The sequence below is a fragment of the Kitasatospora sp. NPDC048715 genome, assembly GCF_043198905.1.
Classification (GTDB): domain Bacteria; phylum Actinomycetota; class Actinomycetes; order Streptomycetales; family Streptomycetaceae; genus Kitasatospora; species Kitasatospora lactacystinica.
The window spans coordinates 138,998-157,813 of the sequence record NZ_JBICVH010000018.1; the positions used below are offsets into that span (position 1 = coordinate 138,998).

General features: G+C 72.3%; 13 protein-coding genes. 5 read left to right on the top strand and 8 right to left on the bottom strand.

Translation table 11 applies throughout. From position 1 onward, the window contains the following. Positions 1 to 80: 80 nt before the first annotated feature. A complete protein-coding gene (locus tag ACGFSC_RS30720; protein WP_359896971.1) occupies positions 81 to 437 on the top strand; it encodes an arsenate reductase family protein in 357 nt (118 codons plus the stop codon). 24 nt (positions 438 to 461) lie between these two features. On the opposite strand, the gene ACGFSC_RS30725 is transcribed toward ACGFSC_RS30720, so the two are convergent. Continuing rightward, positions 462 to 932: a pyridoxamine 5'-phosphate oxidase family protein gene (locus ACGFSC_RS30725; RefSeq protein WP_359896970.1), complete on the bottom strand. Its 471-nt coding sequence runs from the start codon at positions 930 to 932 to the stop codon at positions 462 to 464. A gap of 200 nt (positions 933 to 1,132) precedes the next feature. Here ACGFSC_RS30725 and ACGFSC_RS30730 point away from each other — a divergent pair, with 200 nt between their 5' ends. Continuing rightward, the gene (locus tag ACGFSC_RS30730) at positions 1,133 to 1,681 is read left to right on the top strand and encodes a DUF1697 domain-containing protein (RefSeq protein WP_359896969.1); all 549 of its coding nucleotides are present in this window, start codon (positions 1,133 to 1,135) and stop codon (positions 1,679 to 1,681) included. 182 nt (positions 1,682 to 1,863) lie between these two features. Beyond that, entirely contained in the window at positions 1,864 to 2,427 is a 564-nt protein-coding gene (locus tag ACGFSC_RS30735; RefSeq protein ID WP_359896967.1) for a DUF1707 and FHA domain-containing protein, read from the top strand. Between the two features lie 32 nt (positions 2,428 to 2,459). Here the strand turns inward: ACGFSC_RS30735 and ACGFSC_RS30740 are convergent, their stop codons facing one another. Further along, positions 2,460 to 3,422 (bottom strand): DUF1152 domain-containing protein, encoded by a 963-nt coding sequence (locus ACGFSC_RS30740; protein ID WP_359896965.1) that lies wholly within the window; start codon positions 3,420 to 3,422, stop codon positions 2,460 to 2,462. Between the two features lie 101 nt (positions 3,423 to 3,523). Here ACGFSC_RS30740 and ACGFSC_RS30745 point away from each other — a divergent pair, with 101 nt between their 5' ends. Beyond that, positions 3,524 to 4,117, top strand: a complete 594-nt coding sequence (locus ACGFSC_RS30745) for a DUF6891 domain-containing protein (RefSeq protein WP_359896964.1) — start codon at positions 3,524 to 3,526, stop codon at positions 4,115 to 4,117. 50 nt (positions 4,118 to 4,167) lie between these two features. On the opposite strand, the gene ACGFSC_RS30750 is transcribed toward ACGFSC_RS30745, so the two are convergent. From ACGFSC_RS30750 to ACGFSC_RS30760, 3 genes are all read right to left on the bottom strand, one after another. Next, positions 4,168 to 4,569 (bottom strand): hypothetical protein, encoded by a 402-nt coding sequence (locus ACGFSC_RS30750; RefSeq protein ID WP_359896962.1) that lies wholly within the window; start codon positions 4,567 to 4,569, stop codon positions 4,168 to 4,170. A 238-nt stretch (positions 4,570 to 4,807) separates the two neighbouring features. Then, complete coding sequence (locus tag ACGFSC_RS30755) at positions 4,808 to 5,620, bottom strand: hemerythrin domain-containing protein (protein WP_359896960.1); 813 nt, start codon at positions 5,618 to 5,620, stop codon at positions 4,808 to 4,810. A gap of 295 nt (positions 5,621 to 5,915) precedes the next feature. Then, complete coding sequence (locus tag ACGFSC_RS30760; protein ID WP_359896958.1) at positions 5,916 to 6,971, bottom strand: alpha/beta hydrolase-fold protein; 1,056 nt, start codon at positions 6,969 to 6,971, stop codon at positions 5,916 to 5,918. Positions 6,972 to 7,367: 396 nt separating this feature from the next. On the opposite strand from ACGFSC_RS30760, the gene ACGFSC_RS30765 reads away from it, so the two are divergent. Beyond that, on the top strand, positions 7,368 to 8,111 hold the full coding sequence (locus ACGFSC_RS30765; RefSeq protein WP_359896956.1) for an SDR family oxidoreductase: 744 nt from the start codon (positions 7,368 to 7,370) through the stop codon (positions 8,109 to 8,111). A 94-nt stretch (positions 8,112 to 8,205) separates the two neighbouring features. On the opposite strand, the gene ACGFSC_RS30770 is transcribed toward ACGFSC_RS30765, so the two are convergent. The 3 genes from ACGFSC_RS30770 to pulA form a co-directional block, all read right to left on the bottom strand. Then, positions 8,206 to 9,969, bottom strand: a complete 1,764-nt coding sequence (locus ACGFSC_RS30770; RefSeq protein WP_392864235.1) for a carbohydrate-binding module family 20 domain-containing protein — start codon at positions 9,967 to 9,969, stop codon at positions 8,206 to 8,208. 222 nt (positions 9,970 to 10,191) lie between these two features. After that, positions 10,192 to 12,519, bottom strand: coding sequence for a M4 family metallopeptidase (locus ACGFSC_RS30775; protein ID WP_359896955.1), 2,328 nt, complete (start codon positions 12,517 to 12,519; stop codon positions 10,192 to 10,194). Between the two features lie 570 nt (positions 12,520 to 13,089). Continuing rightward, on the bottom strand, positions 13,090 to 18,612 hold the full coding sequence (gene pulA / locus ACGFSC_RS30780) for a pullulanase-type alpha-1,6-glucosidase (RefSeq protein WP_359896953.1): 5,523 nt from the start codon (positions 18,610 to 18,612) through the stop codon (positions 13,090 to 13,092). Between the last annotated feature and the right edge of the window lie 204 nt (positions 18,613 to 18,816).

Genomic DNA, 18,816 nt, shown 5'->3' on the forward strand with positions numbered 1-18,816 from the left:
GGAATCGCGCGGCGGGGCGGGGCGGGCCGATGCGCGCGGCGCGGCGGGGCGGGCGCGGACGGCTCGGTAGGGTGACCGGCATGGAGATCTGGATCAACCCGCGGTGCGGCAAGTGCCGGTCCGCGCTCGGCGAGCTGGACGGCGCCGGAGTCGAGTACACCGTGCGGCGCTACCTGGAGCAGCCGCCCACCGCGGCCGAGCTGGTACAGGTGCTGGAGCGTCTGGGCCTGGAGCCGTGGGACATCACCCGCACCGACGAACAGGTCGCGAAGGACCTGGGGATGAAGGGCTGGCCCCGGGAGGCGGGTGAGCGCGACCGCTGGATCGCGGCGATGGCCGAGCACCCGATCCTGATCCAGCGCCCGATCATCACCGCGGACGACGGGCACGCCGTCGTGGCCCGCACCCCCGAGGCCCTCAAGTCCGTCCTGCCGTAGGGGCCTTGCGGCCGGATCGGCCGGTCAGTGGACCTGGATCCGCTCCACCGGCCGACCCGGGTGCCAGTTGTGCACGAGCAGGTGGTCGCCCTCCACGGAGGTGTGCACCACCTGGTCGAGCTCCAGCCGGAACGCGTGGAACGGGCCGGGCGGCGCCTCGGGCAGATCGGCGGCGAAGGCGGCGAGTTCGGTCTCGTCGGTGACCTCCACCGCCCTGCCGGAGACCTTGGAGTCCCCGCCGGCCATGGTCTCGTCCCCCGGGTGCGCGTGCAGTGCGAAGCGGGCGTCGCGCTGGAGGTCACGCGCCTTGACCGCGCCGTACATCGACCCGATCCACAGGTCGGCGCCGACGAATTCGACCTCCGTGCCGCTGACCCGGGGCGATCCGTCCTTGCGCAGCGTCGCCATGACGTGGTGCTTGTTCGCCTCGAACCGGGCCCGGACCAGGGGCGCCAGATCGGGGGCCTCGTGCTCGAAATCCTGCCAGGTAGCCATGGCGCCAGTCTGGCACCCGGCACCGACGGCCGCCGTGCGCGGACGACCGGACGGGCGGGGGCCGGGACCCGAAGGCGGGCGGGCAGGACAGCGGGCGGCACGCGACAGCACGCGGGACGCGCCAGCGGGCGGCCGGGCGGGGCGGTCCTGCGGACCGGGGGCGCCGGGCCGCTGTCGGTGGCCGGTGCCACACTGGCCGGGTGACCACCACGACCACGTACATCGCCTTCCTGCGGGCCGTCAACGTCGGCGGCCGGACGGTGCGGATGGAGCGGCTGCGGGCGCTGTTCACCGAGCTCGGCCTGGGCAACGTCCGCTCCTACATCCAGAGCGGCAACGTCTTCTTCAGCACCGACGAGCCGGACCGCGCGGCGCTGACCGCGCGGATCGAGGAGCACCTGGAGCAGGCGCTCGGGTACCCCGTGCCGGCGCTGCTGCGGACGGTGGACGAGGTGGCCGGCCTGCTCGCCGCCGAGCCCTTCCGGGGCGTCGAGGTGACACCGGACGTCCGGCTGGTCGTCGCCTTCCTCTCCGAGCCGCTGCCGGGCGGATTCACCTTCCCGTACCGCTCGCCGAAGGGCGACGTCGAGGTGCTCGGCGCCGACCCGGGGGCCGCGTACGTGGTGATCCACCTCCGGGACGGCAAGTGGGTCACCAAGGACATGTTCGGCAAGGCCTACCGGGGCACGGTCACCTCCCGGTTCCTGCACACCACGGAGAAGATCCTGGCCGCCGCCCGCAAGGACTGACGGCCCGTACGGCGCCCCGGAACTGGCCGGGCGGCACGGCCGGAGCACCCCGCCCCGGGCGGCCCGGAACACGCGGAACCGCCCGGCCGGAAAGGGCGTCTGGACTGCCGTGACGTACGAACCCCGCGCCCGTGCACGGCGTGATCTGGACAGCCTGAGTCGGCCGCGCCGACAATTTGGCCATGACGACTCCTGAGCTCCCCACCGGCGCGGCCGGTCCGACCGGCGCGGTCCGACCCTCCGACGCCGAGCGGGACCAGGCGCTCGGGGTGCTGCGGGACGGCGCGGGCAGCGGGCGACTCTCGCACGACACCTTCCTCGGCCGGATGGACATCGTCCTGCAGGCCACCAGCCGCGGCGAGTTGGACGCGGCGGTGGCCGGGCTGCCCACCGGCGGGCCGGTCGAGCGCTTCGTGCTGCGCACGGTCGGGCGGGCGTCCGCCTTCGGCGACCGGCTGGGCCGGGCCTGGCGCACCGAGCGGCTGCCGGGGCTGAGCCTGCCGCAGGCTGGGGCCGGGCAGTTGACGATCGGCCGGATCCCCGGTTCGGGACTGCGGCTGCACGACGCCTCGGTGTCCCGGCACCACGCCGAACTGCGGCACGAGCAGGGCAGCTGGGTGCTGTACGACCTCGGCTCGACCAACGGCACCCATGTGAACGGGCGCCGGATAGCGGGCGGCGTACGGGTCGGCCCGGGCGACCAGGTGCGGTTCGGGAACCTGGAGTTCCGGCTCGCCGCGTTCTGACCGGCGTTCCGCGTCGGCGCCCGCGCTCCGGGTCAGTGCGGGAACTGCCGGGGCGGCCGCTGGCGGGGCAGCTCGTCCTGGAACTCGGCGATCACGGTGGCGATCTGGCGGGTCACCACGGTGTGCTCCAGCCGGTCCAGGTACCGGTTCTCGGCGGCCAGCGCCTCGACCGTGACGCCGAAGTAGAGCGTCATCAGCGGATTGACGAAGAGCTGCTCGTCCTTGGTCCGCTCGGTGAAGCGGACGTCGCCGAACTCGCCGCGCAGCGCCGCCGCCACCGAGCCGTTGACGATGCTGGGGTGGTCCGGGAAGGCGGCCCTGGCGTGCTCGACGGCGTCCAGGTAGAGCACGCCCTCCCGGCTGTCGCGCGGGATGGAGAAGGCGCCGAGGTAGCCGCCGGCCCGGTCGATCGCGGCGAGGTTCTCCAGCACCAGGGAGTGGTTGACGCCGTGGTAGGCGTCGATGCCGAAGCCGAGGCAGGCGACCAGCCGCTCGGGCACCTCGGACAGGCCGGCCACCGCGCCCAGGCTCGCCATGTCCTCCTCCGGGGTGCCGAGTCCGACCTCGTCGCCGCGCATCAGGATGTCGGTGCCGCCGTCGACCAGCAGGATCGCGTCCACGCCCAGGCGGGCGACCAGCGCGCGGTAGGCCTCGCGCAGCGGCTGCACGCCCACCGTCGGGAAGGCCCACACGGTATCGGGCATGCCGTGCCGGTTCAGCCAGCGGGCCAGGGTGCGCTCCGGGAAGTAGCCCTCGGGGGCGGCGGTGTCCGGCCCGATCCGGGCCACGTCGGGCTCCGCCCAGACGTCGAGGGGCAGGCCGTAGAGGTGGGTGAAGGAGAGGTTGGCCAGGTGCACCTCCTTGCCCGCGGCCCGCAGGGCGAGGGCGATCGGCAGCCCCGCGTACACGTCGAAGCCGCCGCCGGCTCCGGCGATCAGAATGCGCTCGGCGGCCAGCAGCCGGGTGATCAGCGGTGGTTGCAGCAGAGAAGTCACCGGCGGACGGTAGCAGGGCGGTGTCGGGACGGCGGTGCCGGAGGCCCGGGCGTCGCACCGCAGGCCCGGGCGTTGTCGGTGGCGGGTGCGAGGATGCGGGCATGACCGAGGAGACGGTTCCCACCCCCGACGTGCTGCGCGAAGCCCAGGAGCGGGCCCGCGAGTTGATCCGGTGCGGCTTCCAGGAGCCGGACGAGATGGCCGAGTCCCTGGTCGAGCACCTCGACGACCAGGGGCTGACGCAGGAGGAGGCGGAGCGGATCCTCGCCCCGCTGTGGACCGAGCGGCTGGCCGAGCAGGCGGCCTGGCCGGAGACCACCGACGTGGACCGGCTGGCGGACGCCTTCGACGCGCTGGAGGACCGGGGCATCGTCGCGGCGATGGACTTCACCTGCTGCGCGGGCTGCGGCTACGCGGAGATCGGCGGCGAGGCCGGGACGGACTCGGTCGGCTTCGTCTTCTTCCACCAGCAGGACACCGAGGCGGCGGCCGCCGGGCGGGGGCTGATGCTGCGCTACGGCGGGTTCCGCGCCGGGGAGGAGACGGCCGAGGTGTCGGAGCGCCGGACGGTGGAGGTCGGGCGGGCGGTGGTCGCCGCACTGGAGGCGGTCGGGCTTCCGGCGGAGTGGGACGGCTCGCCGCACACGGCGATCCGGGTCGCCCCGATGGAGTGGCTCAACCGCCTGCCGGGGTAGGCGCCGGGGAGCGCTTCGTCGTGCCGGGGCGCTTCGTCGTGCCGGGGCGGTCAGTCCCGCTCGATGTGCACTTCGGCGTAGTGGTCGTCCTTGTTCGTCTTGCGCAGGGTGATCCTGACGCCGCCGACGGAGGTCTCGGAGTCCTTGGTGGCGGTCTTCCTGTCGTCGCCGACGGTCACCTCGGCCGAGTTGTCGCCGATGTGGCCGACGGTCATCCTCATGGGGTTGTCGCCGCCGAAGACCTTGACGGTCTTGGTGCCGTCGGCCTTGTCGGTCTTGATGCCGACGGTGCACTTGTGGTCGTCCAGGCAGAGGGCCACGCCGCCCTCGCAGGCGGTCAGTCCGGCGCCGAGCACCAGGACGGCGCCGGCGACGAGGAATGCGGGGCCGCGTCGGAGGCGGGTCCCGGGGCGGGTGCGGTGCGGGCCGGGTGTGCTGCGCGCTGTGGTCATGCGGTCGACGGTAGTGCGGCGGGCACGGCCCGCCATCAGCCGTCGGCGTGACGCCTTCCCTGGTGCGGCCCGGAGCGGCCGGGGCGGCCCGACCCCGAGAGCGGTGGGTCTAATCCCCTAGGGGGAGTGGGGAGTTGAGCTCTTCCCCGCACTGGGGACCGGCTCGGCATATGCCACCGTCCCCTGCCTCCGGCTCATGCCACGCGCGTAGATCAAGGGCCCGCGAAGAGCCCCGGAGTCAGTCCGCGATGCGCCCCAGGCCGTCGAGGCCGAGACCGGCGCCGGCGGCCGGAGCGTCCGGCGGGCCCCACAGCGGCGAGGTGCAGCGCTGGTAGGTCGCGTGCCAGTGCGGCCAGTTGCGGGCCACGTCGTCGTCGCACTCGGCCAGCAGCCGCTCGACCAGTTCGGGCTCCACGCCCTCCAGGAGCCAGGCCAGCGCGTCCGCCGTGCCGGGGCCGTCGGCCAGGCGCAGCAGATCCAGCAGCTCGCCCAGCCCGCCGAGCCGGGAGCCGTCGGCGATCACCCGCTCCATCCGGGGCAGCAACTGCCGCTCCTCGATCCGCAGGTGGGTCTCCAGCCGGGCCGCGAGGTCCTCCATCGCGTACGCGACCGGCCAGGCGCTGCCGGTGTCCCGGCTGGCGATCCGCACCAGCGTGGTGACCCGGGTGAAGGAGTGGTCCAGGTTGTGGTGGTCGTCCTCCAGCCAGTTGAGCAGCAGCCGCAGCTCGGGCGCGAAGCGGCGCACGATCGGCCACAGCCGGGTGTCCTGCTGCTCGTGGTGGCAGGTGAGCATCGCGGTGATGAAGTTCCAGTGCCGCAGCAGGGCCTCGCCCTTGTCGTCCTCGTCGGGCTGGAGCAGCCGCAGCGCGTTGGGCAGCCGGGCGAGGTCCCGGCGCAGCGCGGCGTGCACCAGGCGGAGCCCGGAGAACCGCAGGACGGCCGGCTCGTCGGCCGCGACCCGTCCGTACGCGTCCGCGCCCAGCGAGGCGGCTCCGGACTTGCCCTGCGCGGGCACGGTGGGGACGGGCTGGGGCACCAGGTGGATCGGCATGGCACTCTCTTCACGGCTTGGGGCACGGCGGGTGGTGGCGGCCGGTGGAGGACCGCCCCAGCCAAGGTGCTCGCAGTCGATCAGAAGCGAATCAATGTCCGATTGACGCGCAGGTCACGGGCCTGCGGACGGGCGGCGCAACCCCCTCGGAGCCGCCGGAAAGCAGGACCGCCGGCGTCGGGAGCGCGAACGCGTCCCGGCACCGGCGGTACGGGTGAGAGCAGTGCGGCAGTGCGGGCAGCAGCACAGGCAGCGCGGGCAGTGCGGGCAGCACGGGCAGCCGAAGGGCAGGCCCTCAGTCGGCCGCCGGCCCCGCCAGGTGGGCGGAGAGCCACACCAGGGTGTCCGGGATCATCTTCTTGAAGTCCGAGGTCAGGTGCTTGCCGCCGGGCTGCTCGTGGTACTGGAGGCTCACCGGCGGGACCGCCTTGTCCACCCAGGTCTTGACCACCTTGGTCTCGTACGGGTTGGCGCCGCCCGCGGTGACCAGCATGCTCACGTCGGCCTTGCCCTGGGCGACCAGCACGTCCGGGTTGTTGGCGGCCCGCTCCGCGTCGTGGCCCTTCCACAGCCCCGAGTCCGGGATGAAGTAGCCGTCGATCGGCACCGCGGCCTTGTAGACCTGCGGGTACTGGAGGGCGAGCTTGGCGCTGCAGAAGCCGCCGGTGGAGGCGCCCATCACGCCCCAGCCGTCGCGGCCCTTCACGGTGCGGAAGTTGGCGCGGACGAAGTCCGGGAGGTCCTCGGCCATCCAGGTGGCCATCTTGGGCTGGCCCGGGATGTCGGAGCAGTCCAGCGCGTTCTTCTCGTCGCTGTTGAAGTTCTGCACCGGCATGATCATGATGAACGGGTGGGACTTGCCCTCCTTGACCAGCCGCTCGTTCTCCTCCTGGATCGGCAGCTGGTTGTCGGTCCAGGTGTTGTAGCCGTTGCTCTGGCCGCCCGCGAACAGGGTCAGCACCGGGAAGCCGGTCTTGGCGAACTTGGGGTCGTTGTACTCGGGCGGCAGCCAGACCCAGACCTGGCCGGTGACGCCGGACTTGGCGCCGGTCACCTTGGTCATCATGATCGGGCCGGCGCCGGTGTCCCGGACCTTGTTGAGGGCGGCGGCGGGCCCGGTGGGCATCAGCACCTTGCCGGAGGAGGCCGCGGTGGCGGTGCCGGTCGCGGCCGGGCTGGTGCCGCCGGCGCTCGGGCTGCCCGCCGAGCTGCTGCCGCCGGCCGGGGTGGCGCTCTTGGCGCTGTCCCCCTTCCCACCGCCGGAACTCCCGCAGGCCGCGAGCGAGGCGGCCAGGGCGAGCACGGCGGCGCCGGACAGAACGGCGCGGGAACGGGACGACTGCCTAAGCACGGTGAGGACTCTCCGACCGATGTCGCGCCCGGTCCGTCTGACCGGGCGGCGGCCCCCCGGTGGGGCCGGACAGACCGGGGGCACAGCGCTGGTGCGTCCCCCGGAGCGATGGCGCGCCGCCCCTCGCGGGGGTGCGCCTTCCTGCGATCTTATGACGTGGGCCCGGGTGGCCCGGTTGCGCGGTGGCCACCGGAAATCCAATGTTTGTTCGCGATCGGGTAAAGGCCTTCACCACTCCCCCCGGTCGGCGGGGGTCGGATGGCGGGGGTGGCCGCCGGGCTCCCGCCGAGCCGTCCGGATTTTGGTGGCTTTGACCAGTGACGGCGGGTCGCCGGTCCGCGACGATCTCCAGGGCACGCCCAGGGCCGACCGGGAACAGTCATCGAGGAGGGTGCCATGAACCAGCGGATCGCCGTCGTCACCGGAGCCGGGAGCGGCGTCGGCCGCGCCGTGGCGGTCGAGCTGGCCGCGGACGGCTGGCGGACGGTGCTGGCCGGCCGGCGGCCCGGACCGCTGCGGGAGACCGCCCGGCTCTGCGCCGCCCCGGCCGACGTGGTGCCGGCCGACGTCACGGACCCGGAGGCGGTGGACGCGCTGTTCGCCGCGGCCGCCGGGCGTCACGGCCGGGTGGACCTGCTGTTCAACAACGCCGGCGCCTTCGGCCCGGCCGTCCCGCTGGAGGAGCTGTCGGTCGAGGACTGGCGGGCCGTCGTCGACCTCAACCTGACCGGCGCCTTCCTCTGCGCCCGGGCGGCGTTCCGGCAGATGAAGGCGCAGGACCCGCAGGGCGGCCGGATCATCAACAACGGTTCGATCTCCGCGCACGTCCCGCGCCCGCACTCGATCGCCTACACCGCGACCAAGCACGCCGTCACCGGCCTGACCAAGTCGCTGTCGCTGGACGGCCGCCCGTACCGGATCGCCTGCGGGCAGATCGACATCGGCAACGCGGCGACCGACATGACGGCGGCGATGGGCGCGGGCGTGCGTCAGGCGGACGGCCGGATCGCCCCCGAGCCGACCATGGACGTGGCCGACGTGGCGCGCACCGTGCGGCACATGGCCGGGCTGCCGCTGGAGGCCAATGTGCAGTTCGCCACCGTGCTGGCGACGGCCATGCCGTACATCGGGCGGGGGTGACGGACGGCCGCGCCGCCCGCCTCCCGGTCGCCCTCGCGGGAGATCCCCGCCGGAACGGGCCGACGGGGATCCGGGGCGGGCCTGGGCCAGCGGCTCACGGCCGCCAGGTGTCGTTCAGCGCGACGGTCCCGCCCGAGGGCACCGTCGCCGTCCGGTTGGCGCCGGACTCCCAGGTGACCGCGCCGCTCGCGTCCTTGCGGACGTACTTGTACTGGAAGGACGTGCCGGCCGGCAGCGACAGCGCCAGCGACCAGACCGGGTAGCCGGCCGAGGAGAGCGGCAGGGCCTTCGCCGGGTCCCAGGCGCCGAGCGCCGCCGCGTCGCCGACCACGTAGACGTTCTGCCCGACCGAGGTGGTCGCGTTGACGTTGAAGGAGGCGCCGGAGACGCTCGCGCCGGACTGGACGTACAGCGCGACCGCGTCGCCGGCGCCGACCGTCGCGGTGAACTGCCCGTTGGCGCCCACCTGGTACGTCGGGCCGGTGCAGCCGCCGCCGGACTGCGGGTCGCCGTGCTGGACGTCGCAGTAGGTGCCGGCCGGCAGCCCGGTCTGGAAGGTCCGGGTGATCGCGCCGCCCTCGTGGTTGATCGCGACGTAGCCCTTGTTGCCGCGTCCGAAGGCGATCGCGTTGCCGCCGTTGGACCACCAGTCGGTCACTCCGGTGCCCGCCACCGCGTTGCGGAAGCCGACCATGTTGGCTATCTGCCGCCAGGCGTGGGTGCAGTTCCAGCCGTCCTGGTAGCAGGCGTTGACGGTGCCGCCGTTCGGCGGGCCGTCGTCCTTGTTGGCGAAGGAGTAGCCGGAGTGGATGTCGGGGGCGCCGTACGGCGAGGCCAGCAGGAAGACGTTGGCCAGCGTGTAGGTGTTGCCGTAGGTGTAGTTGAGGGTGGAGCCGTTGCGCTCGGTGTCCCAGTTGTCGACGAAGGCGCGCGCCTGCCCGTTCGGCAGGTAGCCCCAGGAGGCGCCCCAGCCGCTGAGGTTGGCGAGCTTGTCGGTGGTGAACATCCGCTTGAGGTCCGTGCCGACCCGGAACTCGTCCACGTCGCCGGTGCCGGTGTACTCGGTGGGCTGGACCGGCTCGCCGGCGCCGTAGATGACCTCCTGGACCCAGTAGGCCGCGGGGTTGGCCATCCTGGCCTTGATCGCCGCGAGGTCGGCGGCGGCGATGTGCTTGGCGGCGTCGATCCGGTAGCCGTCGACGCCGAGCGAGGCGAGGTCGTCCAGGTAGTGCGCGATGGTGGTCTGGACGTACGCGCTGCCGGTGTTCAGGTCGGAGAGGTTCTCCAGCTCGCAGTTCTGGACGTTGCCGCGGTCCTGGTAGTTGGTGATCGGCTGGCGGCAGGTGTGGAAGTCCTGGTCCTGGTAGGTGCCGGGGTAGGTGTACTTGGTGTACGCGGTACCGCCGGTGCCGGTGCCGGAGCCCGCCGACATGTGGTTGACCACCGCGTCGGCGATCACCTTGACGCCGGCCGTGTGGCAGGCGGCGACCATGTTCTTGAAGGACGTGCGGTCGCCGAGCCGTCCGGCGATCTTGTAGCTGACCGGCTGGTAGGAGGTCCACCACTGCGCGCCCTGGATGTGCTCCTGCGGCGGGGAGACCTCGACGAAGCCGTAGCCCTTGGGGCCGAGGGTGGAGGTGCAGGCCTGGGCGACGGAGTCGAAGCGCCACTCGAAGAGGGTGGCGGTGACGTCCTTGCCGTTGTTGGCCGGCGGGGCGGCCTGGGCGGCGGGGGCGCCCAGGGAGGTGCCGAGCGAGAGCGCGAGCGCCGCCGAGGCGGCGAGCGCACCGGCCGCGCGGGCGCGCCTGGGGGTCCTTCCGGCCGAGGGCCGGGGGAGGGTGGGGGCGGTGGTGACCACGTCGTCTCCTGAGGGGGTGGCTGGGGTGGGGCAGCCGGAGGTGAAGCCTGCAGGAAGTTTCTGCAACTTGCCGGAAACTTGCAGCGCCGAACCTAGAGGCGCCCGCGAGGGCCGTCAAGACCTCGGCCGAAACCCCGGACGGCACGACAAGGGCCCGGCGGCCGTAGCCGCCGGGCCCCTCACCTGTCCTGGTTCACCGGCCCGTCAGGAGCCGGCCCGGGGTCAGCCGGTCTGGACGGAGGTGTCGTCGATCACGAAGCTGGTCTGGAGCGAGGCGTCCTCGGTCCCGGCGAACTTCACGGTGACCGTCTGGCCCGCGTAGGCCGACAGGTCGAAGGTGCGCTGCTGGTAGCCGGCCGCGGCGTCCACGTTGGAGTAGGTCTTCAGCGCGGTGCCGTTGACCGACACGGTCAGCTTGTCGTACGCGGTGCTGCCCGACTCGGCGGTGTCGATGTGCAGCCAGAAGCTCAGCGTCGCCTTGCAGCCCGACGGGATGCTCACCGTCTGCGACAGCGAGTCCGAGTGGGTCGAGCCGTAGCCGTTCATCCACGCCTTCCAGGAGCCGCCGTGGGCCGCCTGGGAGGAGCTGTTGTCCACCACGCCGCTGGACGCCGTCCACGGGGTGGCGGTGCCGGTCTCGAAGCCCGCGTTGCCCAGCAGCTGCGCCGGGGTGCAGCTGCCGCCACCGGTGGAGACGGTCCAGGTGAAGCTGGTGCTGCCGGTCTTGCCGGCCGAGTCCTTCGCCGTGACGGTCACGTTGTAGGTGCCCGCGGTGGAGGCGGTACCGGTGATCGCGCCGGAGGAGGAGATCGACAGGCCGGTGGGCAGGCCGGTCGCGGTGTAGGTCAGCGGGGCGGTGCCACCGGTGGCGCTGACCTGGAGGTTCACCGCACCGCCGACGGCGGTGGACTGGTTGCCCGGGTTGGTGACGGTGACGCCGCCGCTGGGCGCGGTGCCGACGTTGACGCCCGCCCAGGCGGTGCTGACCGCGGTCAGCTCGGCGCTGCCGGCGCCGTACAGGTCGGTGGCCGCCTTCTCCGTCGCGACGCGCGCCGCGGCGTAGTTGGTGCTGGAGGTCATGTAGGTGGTCAGCGCGCGGTACCAGACGGCCGCGGCCTTGTCCCGGCCGATGCCGGTGACCGTGATGTTGCCCTGGGTCGGCGAGTCGTAGCTGACGCCGTTGATGACCTTCGCGCCGCTGCCCTCGGACAGCAGGTAGAAGAAGTGGTTGGCGACGCCGGACGAGTAGTGGACGTCCTTGTTGCCGACGGTGGAGGACCAGTAGTCGGCCGAGGCACCGTCCTTGGACGGCTTGTCCATGTAGCGCAGCGGGGTGCCGTCGCCGTTGATGTTGATCAACTCACCGATCAGGTAATCGGGGTTGTCGGTGGGGATGTTGGCGGAGAACTCGACCATGGTGCCGAAGATGTCCGAGGTGGCCTCGTTGAGGCCGCCGGACTCGCCGGAGTAGGTCAGGTTGGCGGTGGCCGCGGTGACGCCGTGGCTCATCTCGTGGCCCGCGACGTCCAGCTCGGTGAGCGGCGCGGTGTTGTTGCTGCCGTCGCCGTACGTCATGCAGAAGCAGGAGTCGTCCCAGAACGCGTTCACGTAGTTGTTGCCGTAGTGGACGCGGCTGTAGGCGCCGACACCGTCGTTGCGGATGCCGTTGCGGCCGAAGGTGTTCTTGTAGTAGTCCCAGGTGGCCGCGACGCCGAAGTGGGCGTCGACCGCGGCGGACTCGCCGTTGTTGACGGTGCCGTCGCCCCAGGTGTCGGTCGCCTTGCTGTACAGCGTGCCGGTGCCCGAGGACCCGTGGTTCAGGTTGGTGGTGTACATCCCACCGCGGGTGGTGTCCTTCATCTGGAACGTCGAGCCCGACTGGGTCGTGCCGATGGTGACGTTGCCGACGAAGACGCCCTTGCCGGAGCCGGTCTCGATGCCGTCCCACTGCTGGATGACCTGGCCGCTGGTGGCGTCGGTGACGACGTGCATCTTGCTCGGGGTGCCGTCCGACTTGGTGGAGGAGACGACGGTCTCCCAGGCCAGCCGGGGGGTGTTGTCCCCGGCCCAGACCACCAGGCGCGGCGCGGTGTCGACCGCGGTGCCCGACTCGGCGGCGAGCGCGGCGCTCTGCGCGGCCGGCGCGGCCAGCTTCGGCGTGGTGCTCACACCGCTCAGCGAGGCGGTGCTGGCCCGGTCAACGCTCTTGGTCGCACCGGTGGGCGCCTGGTGCACCACCAGGTCCCCACCCAGGACGGGCAGTCCGTCGAGGGTGCGCTCGTACCGCAGGTGGCGGGTGCCGTCCGCGTCCTGGATGACGTCCCTGGTGACCAGCTTCTCGGTGCCGCTCAGGCCCAGGGTCTGGGCGAGGGAGGCGGTCTGCTGGTTCGCGGCGGAGATCAGCTGGGCGCGGCTCGCCTGCTGGGCCGCGACGGCGGCCGGCGCGTCCGGCGTGGCCGCCTGGGCGATCACCGGTATGCCGGTGACCAGCAGCGCGGTGGAGGCGGCCATGACAACCGCCGCCTTCCGGGCGTGAGCGTAACGGGACATGCGGACTCCTTTTCCGACCGGCGCTGGGTCGCGCACGGTGGAGAGAAACCTGGGCCGCGGTTGCGGCGCAGTGGGGGCCCCCGCCGGGTACGACGGGAGTGCGGATGCGTTGCTCACAACTCGTTTGCAGGGTCGGGACGCGCTGCACCTGAACTGGAACAGCTGCACCGGGGGGTGGGGCCCCCTCGTCTACAGCCGGGGGAATCGTGGCAGCTACCGAGCGGTTAATGACAGATGCATGCCACGGATTGGCCGATTCATTACCGAAACCGTATGCAGGACGGTTCGTCAGTTGTGTTACCCCGTGACGAACTCGTGAACACGGTTTTCATGCCCCGGACAAAGTTCGATCACTGCCGACGGTCGGTGACCAGCACTCAGGGCCGCTTCCCCCCGCGGAGAGCGGCCGCCAGCGCCCGGCAGACCCGGCACATCACAGTTCCGGCCGTGCCATCAACGGTTTTCGGCCATTGTGCGTCCGGAACGGAACCTTGCCGTCCCCGAACCGGAGCCGGGCCCCGCACCACCTGAACAGTGGTACGGAGCCCGGGAGTTGTCGCAGTGTACGAATCAGTGTTGGACGAACACCGCCACGGTTCGGCCCGGCACGGTGAAGGTGCCGGTCGCGGCCTCGAAGCCGGACCGCTGCACCACCCGGTCCGCCCCGCCCGCCTGGACGGGGTGCAGCGCCTGGCCGGTGCCCCGCAGGGCCGGCACGGTCTGCGCCTGCGCCGCGGGGGTGGCGTTGAAGACCACCGTGATGCCCTTCTCCGCCCCCGGCAGCCCGGTGCCGTCCAGGTGCAGGGTGATCACCCCGGGCGTCTCACCGGCGGTGCCGGAGAGCGGGTAGGAGAGCCGCTGCTGGACGGCGGCCAGGCTCGGCAGCGAGAACAGCGGCGAGGACCGCTTGATCCGCAGGAACTCCTGGTACTGCGCCGAGGCCGCCCGGATGTCGGCCGCGCCCACCGTCAGCCTCGGGTTCGCCAGCAGGGACCGCGCGGCCGTCCACTGCTCCTGGTTGTCCTTCGCCATCGGCAGGCCGCGGCCCCAGCCGTTGCCGTCCGCGGCGTCCCAGTGGATCGCGTTGAACCAGTCCCCCGAGTCGTAGGAGTTGGAGTCGAGCGACTTGGAGCGCAACAGGTCGCTGCCGGCCTGGGCGAAGCCCGCGCCCTGGGTGAGCGTGGTCAGCGAGAGCGCGAGCGCCTGCATCCGGGCCCGGTCGGCGGGCGCGGTGCCGGTCGGCAGCTTGTACGCGAGGGCGTCGAAGAGGTCGGTGTTGTCGTGGGCGTCCACGTACTCCACCGCCTCGCCGGGCTTCGCCGCGTACCCGGTCGGGGCGCCGTTGTAGTCGACCTGGGCGCCGGTGACGGGCTTTCCGGAGCTGTCGGTGAAGGAGTAGCCGGCCAGGTTGCCGGTCAGTCCGACCTTCAGCTGGTCCATCCCGTGCAGCAGCCGGGCCTTCTGCTCCTCCGGGGTGCCGTTCCCGGCCGAGCCGTTCGGGTCGGTGTACAGGCCCGAGGCGAAGCCCTGCTGCGGGGCGGAGTTCAGCATGAAGTTGCCGCCGCGGGCGGCGTCCCGGATCCGGTCGTCGAAGGTGGCGATGCCGGTGCCGGCCATGTTGGCCTGGGTGGCCTGCTCGAACCGGGCGTTGTCGGCGACCGCGCCGAAGTTCCAGCCCTCGCCGTACAGGAAGACGTTCTTCCCGTCCACGCCGTCCGAGTCCGGCGTCATCCTCCGCAGCGCGGACTGCACGTCCAGCATGGTGGACTTCGGGTCCAGGCCCATCAGGTCGAAGCGGAAGCCGTCCACCTTGTACTCGCGCGCCCACAGCGTCACCGAGTCGACCACCAGCCGGTTCATCATGGCGTGCTCGGGCGCGGTGTCGGCGCAGCAGCTGTCCGTCGTCACCCTGCCGTCGGCGTCGAGCCGCTGGTAGTAGCCGGGGACCACCTTGTCCAGCACCGAGTGCTCGGCCTGGCCCGCGGCCGCGGTGTGGTTGTAGACCACGTCGAGCACCACCCGCAGCCCGGCCGCGTGCATCGCCTGCACCATCTGCCGGAACTGCACGGTGCGCGCCGTCCCCCCGGGGTCGGTGGCGTAGGAGCCCTCCGGCACGTTGTAGTGCAGCGGGTCGTAGCCCCAGTTGTACGCGTCGTCGGCGGCGACGGCCGCCACGCACTCCTGCTGCTTCGGACCGTCCGGGGGAAGGGACTTGAGGTCGCAGGCCGGCAGCTTCTGGTCGGCCCGGTTCTCCCGGACGGTGGCGATGTCGAAGGTCGGCAGCAGGTGGATCGTGGTCACCCCGGCATCGGCGAGCTCCCGCAGGTGCCGCATGCCGGCCGAGTTCGACTCGGTGAACGCCAGGTAGGTGCCGCGCTCGGCGGCCGGGACGGTGGGGTCCTCCACCGAGAAGTCCCGGACGTGCAGCTCCTGGATCTGCTGCTGCGCGGGCGCGACGGCCTGCGGGCGGGCGTGGTCGTCCCAGCCCGCGGGCTTGAGCTCCTTGGCGTCGAGGTCGGCGACCAGGCTGCGCCGGGAGTCGGTGGACAGCGCCACCGAGTACGGGTCGGTGACGGTGTTGACCACCAGCTGCTGGGTCGAGGGCGCCCAGACCTTCACCTGGTACAGGTAGTACTTGCCGTCCAACTCGCGCTTGTCACGGACGACTTCCCACACCCCGGTCTCGTCGTCGAGCTTCAGCGGCAGCGTCTTCGGGGTGCCCCCGGTGGCGCTGTCGAAGACCTGGACGGAGACCTCCTGCGCGGTCGGCGCCCACAGCGACAGCGCCACCTTGCCGTTGTAGTGGGCCGGCCCGAAGTCCACCTTGCCGGTCCGCCCGGCGTACAGGTCGTCCAGCACGCCCGGGATCTGCACCCCGGTGGCGGCCAGGACGGCGCCGCTGGGCAGGTGTTCGGTGAACAGCAGCTGGCCGCGCAGCGCGGCCGGGACGCGGGCGGCGTCCCGGGCGTCCACGGTGAAGGCCCGGTAGCCCGCCAGGTGCGGGTACTTCGCCTTCTGGGCGTCGGTCGGCCCGCCCTTGACCGGGGTGAGCCGCAGCCACTGGCCGGGCTTGGTCAGCACGCCCTTGTCGGCCTTGATGCCGCCGGCCGGGTCGTACACCAGCTGGGCGCTGGTGCCGCCGGCCAGGGCCTCGTCGCCCGCGCCGTAGGTCGCCGGGACGACGACGGTCCTCGCGTCGATCCACTGGGCCTTGGCCCCGGTGAGGTCGATCTGCGCGGAGGCGGCCGGGTTCTGCGGCAGCAGGTAGCCCTCGCGGCCGCCGAGGATCCAGACCTCCTTGCCGTTGACGGCGAGGTCCAGCGACTGGTCGGCGGGCAGGTCCTTGTCGTTGCCCTTGTGCAGGATGTAGCTGAGGCTGGTCGCCCCGGGGGCCAGCGGCACCTCGAAGACGGCGCCGAAGGCGTCGCGGCGCACCGGCGCCAGCGGCTTGCCCCAGTCGGTCGGGGTGGCCGCGCCGGTCCAGTCGTGCAGTCCCCAGCCTTCGTAGTCGCCGTCGGCCCGGTTGTAGTGGATGACGGCGGTGTTCGCGGGCTGGGTGTTGCCCGGGCCGGGGTCGGCGGTGCGCACGGCCGGGTCGCCCTGCTTGAGCCACACCTCCCCGGTGCTGCCGACGTCGAGGTGCCGGTCGGCGTCGACGTCCTTGACGCCGTCCTTCTCCACGACGAACCCGACGTCCGAGGCGCCGGGCTTCAGCCGCACGTAGGCGAAGGCGCCGTACGCGTCCCGCCCGGTGAAGGCGTGCCCGGCCGGCCACGGGGTGGCCTCGCCGTCGGCGAGGTCGCCCCAGGCGTAGAGGTTCCAGCCGTCGTAGTCGCCGTCCGGCCGGTTGTAGTGGACGACGGCGTACGGGCGGGAGCCCGCGGTGGGCGCCGGCTTCGGTGCGGGGGCGCCGGTGGTGAAGCTCGCGGTGGCGGAGCGCAGGTGGCCGCCGGAGTCCTGCACGACGGCCTTGTAGCGGACCACCGTGCCGGGGGCGACGGCGCCGAGGTCCTGGGTGACCTTGTAGACGCCGTTGTCGGCCGTGCCGAGGGTCTGCCAGGGCCCGTTGCCGATCTGGGCGGCGAAGCTCACCCGGTCGAAGCCACCGCCATCGACCTTCGCACCGACCGTGACGAGTCCGCTCGAACCGTCCGCCGGCGGCCGCACCGCGAGCTGCGGAGCCGGGCCGACGGCCGCGAGCCGGGCGCCCGCCTTGAACACGACGGAGGACAGCGCCGGCACGGTGACGGTCACCCTGCGGTCGGCGCCGCTGGTGATCCGGTCCCCCGCGGACGGGTAGATCCGGTCGAAGCCCGTCCCCGCCGAGAAGGTGTCCAGGGTGACGGTCTTCGCCTCGGCGGCGTTGTTGACCGCGACCAGGTACTCGACCTGCTGCCCGGCGTCGATCCGGGAGAAGGCGTACACGCCCGCGCCGTCGGCGGCGTACCGCTCGACCTGGGCGCCGTCGGCCAGTGCCGGGTTGTCGCGGCGCAGCCGGGCCAGCCCGGCGATGCCCTGGTAGAGCTCGCCGCCCTGCCCGTAGCGGTCGGCCGGGCCGGAGGGGCCACCGAGCACCCGGTCGCCGTTGTAGGAGGCCGTCTTCGAGGCGAACAGGTCCTGCCGGGCGTCCTTGTCGCCGCCCGCGCCGGTGAAGCCCTGCTCGTCGCCGTAGTAGACGACGGGCTGGCCGCGGGTGAGGAACTGCAGCTCGTTGCCGAGCCGGTCCTTCTTCAGCAGCGTGGCGTCGTCGGCGCCCGGGTTGTCGGCGAGCAGGAAGGAGCCGAAGCGGCCCATGTCGTGGTTGCCGAGGAAGGTCGGCAGCTCGTACGCGTCGGTGTCGGCGCCGGTGTAGCGGTAGTCCTGGCCGTAGACGTCGGCGAGGCCGCGTGCCGAGCCGCCCTGGGAGACGTAGGAGCGGGCCGCGCCCTGGAACGGGAAGTCCAGGGTGGCCTGGAGCCTGCCCTTGGTGACGTACGGCGAGGTGACCGCCGGGTCCCCGGAGTAGACCTCGCCGAACATGAAGAACTTCTTGTTGCCCTGCTTGGCGGCGAAGTCCTTGAGGGCGGGCGCCCACTGCTGCCAGAAGGCCATGTTGACGTGCTTGACGGTGTCGATCCGGAAGCCGTCCACGCCGGCGTCCTTGACCCACTGCTGGTAGACCTTCTCGAAGCCCTTCACCACCTTGGGGTTCTGGGTGTCGAGGTCGTCCAGGCCGCTGAAGTCGCCCTCGGTGGCGGACTCGCCGACGAAGGTCGAGTCGCCCCGGTTGTGGTAGAGCGCCGGGTCGTTGAGCCAGGACGGGGTCTTGGCCCCGGCGTCGGCCGGGGTGCGGAAGACCGGGGTGTAGGGGAAGGAGTCCTTGGTGGTCCGCGGCCAGGGGGCGCCCGCGTCGGCGACGGCGGTCTCGTCCACCGGGTTCCCGTCCGCGTCGAGCGTCGGGTAGGCGCCGGCGGAGCGGTAGCCGTACTGCTTCTCGGCGTAGTCGACGACGTCGGCGGTGTGGTTGGTGATGACGTCGAAGAAGACCTTGATGCCGCGGGCGTGCGCCTTGGCTATCAGCTCCTTGAGCTGCTCGTTGGTGCCGAAGTGCGGGTCGACCTGGGTGAAGTCGGTGATCCAGTAGCCGTGGTACCCGGCCGAGGCGTCGGCCCCGCTGCCCTGCACGGGCTTGTTCTTGAAGATCGGGGCCATCCAGATCGCGGTGGTGCCGAGGTCCTGGATGTAGTCGAGCCGCTGGATCAGCCCGGCGAGGTCGCCGCCGTGGTAGAAGCCCTTGTCGGCGGGGTCGAAGCCGTTCTCCAGCCGCCCGCCGGTGATGCCTCCGCCGTCGTTGGCGGCGTCGCCGTTGGCGAAGCGGTCGGGCAGGACGAAGTAGAACTGTTCGCGGGTGAGGTCGTGCCGCCCTGCGGTGGCCGCCAGCGCGGCGTCCGAGGGCGGGGCCGGCGGGGCGGCGGCGAGGGCCGCGGGGGCGCCGCCGAGGGTGGCGGCGGTCAGTGCGGCGGCCAGCAGGACGGCGGTGCGGCCCGGCGGTCTGCGGCGGCTGGTGGTTCGTCGGGCGGTGCTCCGTCGGGGACGGAGCGGGGCATCGGCCACTGAGGGCTCCCTTAGGGGAAGGGGCGATCGATTTCCCAGGAAGCTAGCGGCCTGCAATATGTTTCAGCAAGATGCTGAAACCGTTTCGTGCCGGGAAATTTCCAGGTGGGCGACCGTCTCCGACCACCCCGATTACTCCCTCGGAGCGACGGGCGTGACAATGGGACGTATGTCCGTCCCACCGGTACGCACCGAACCCCAGAG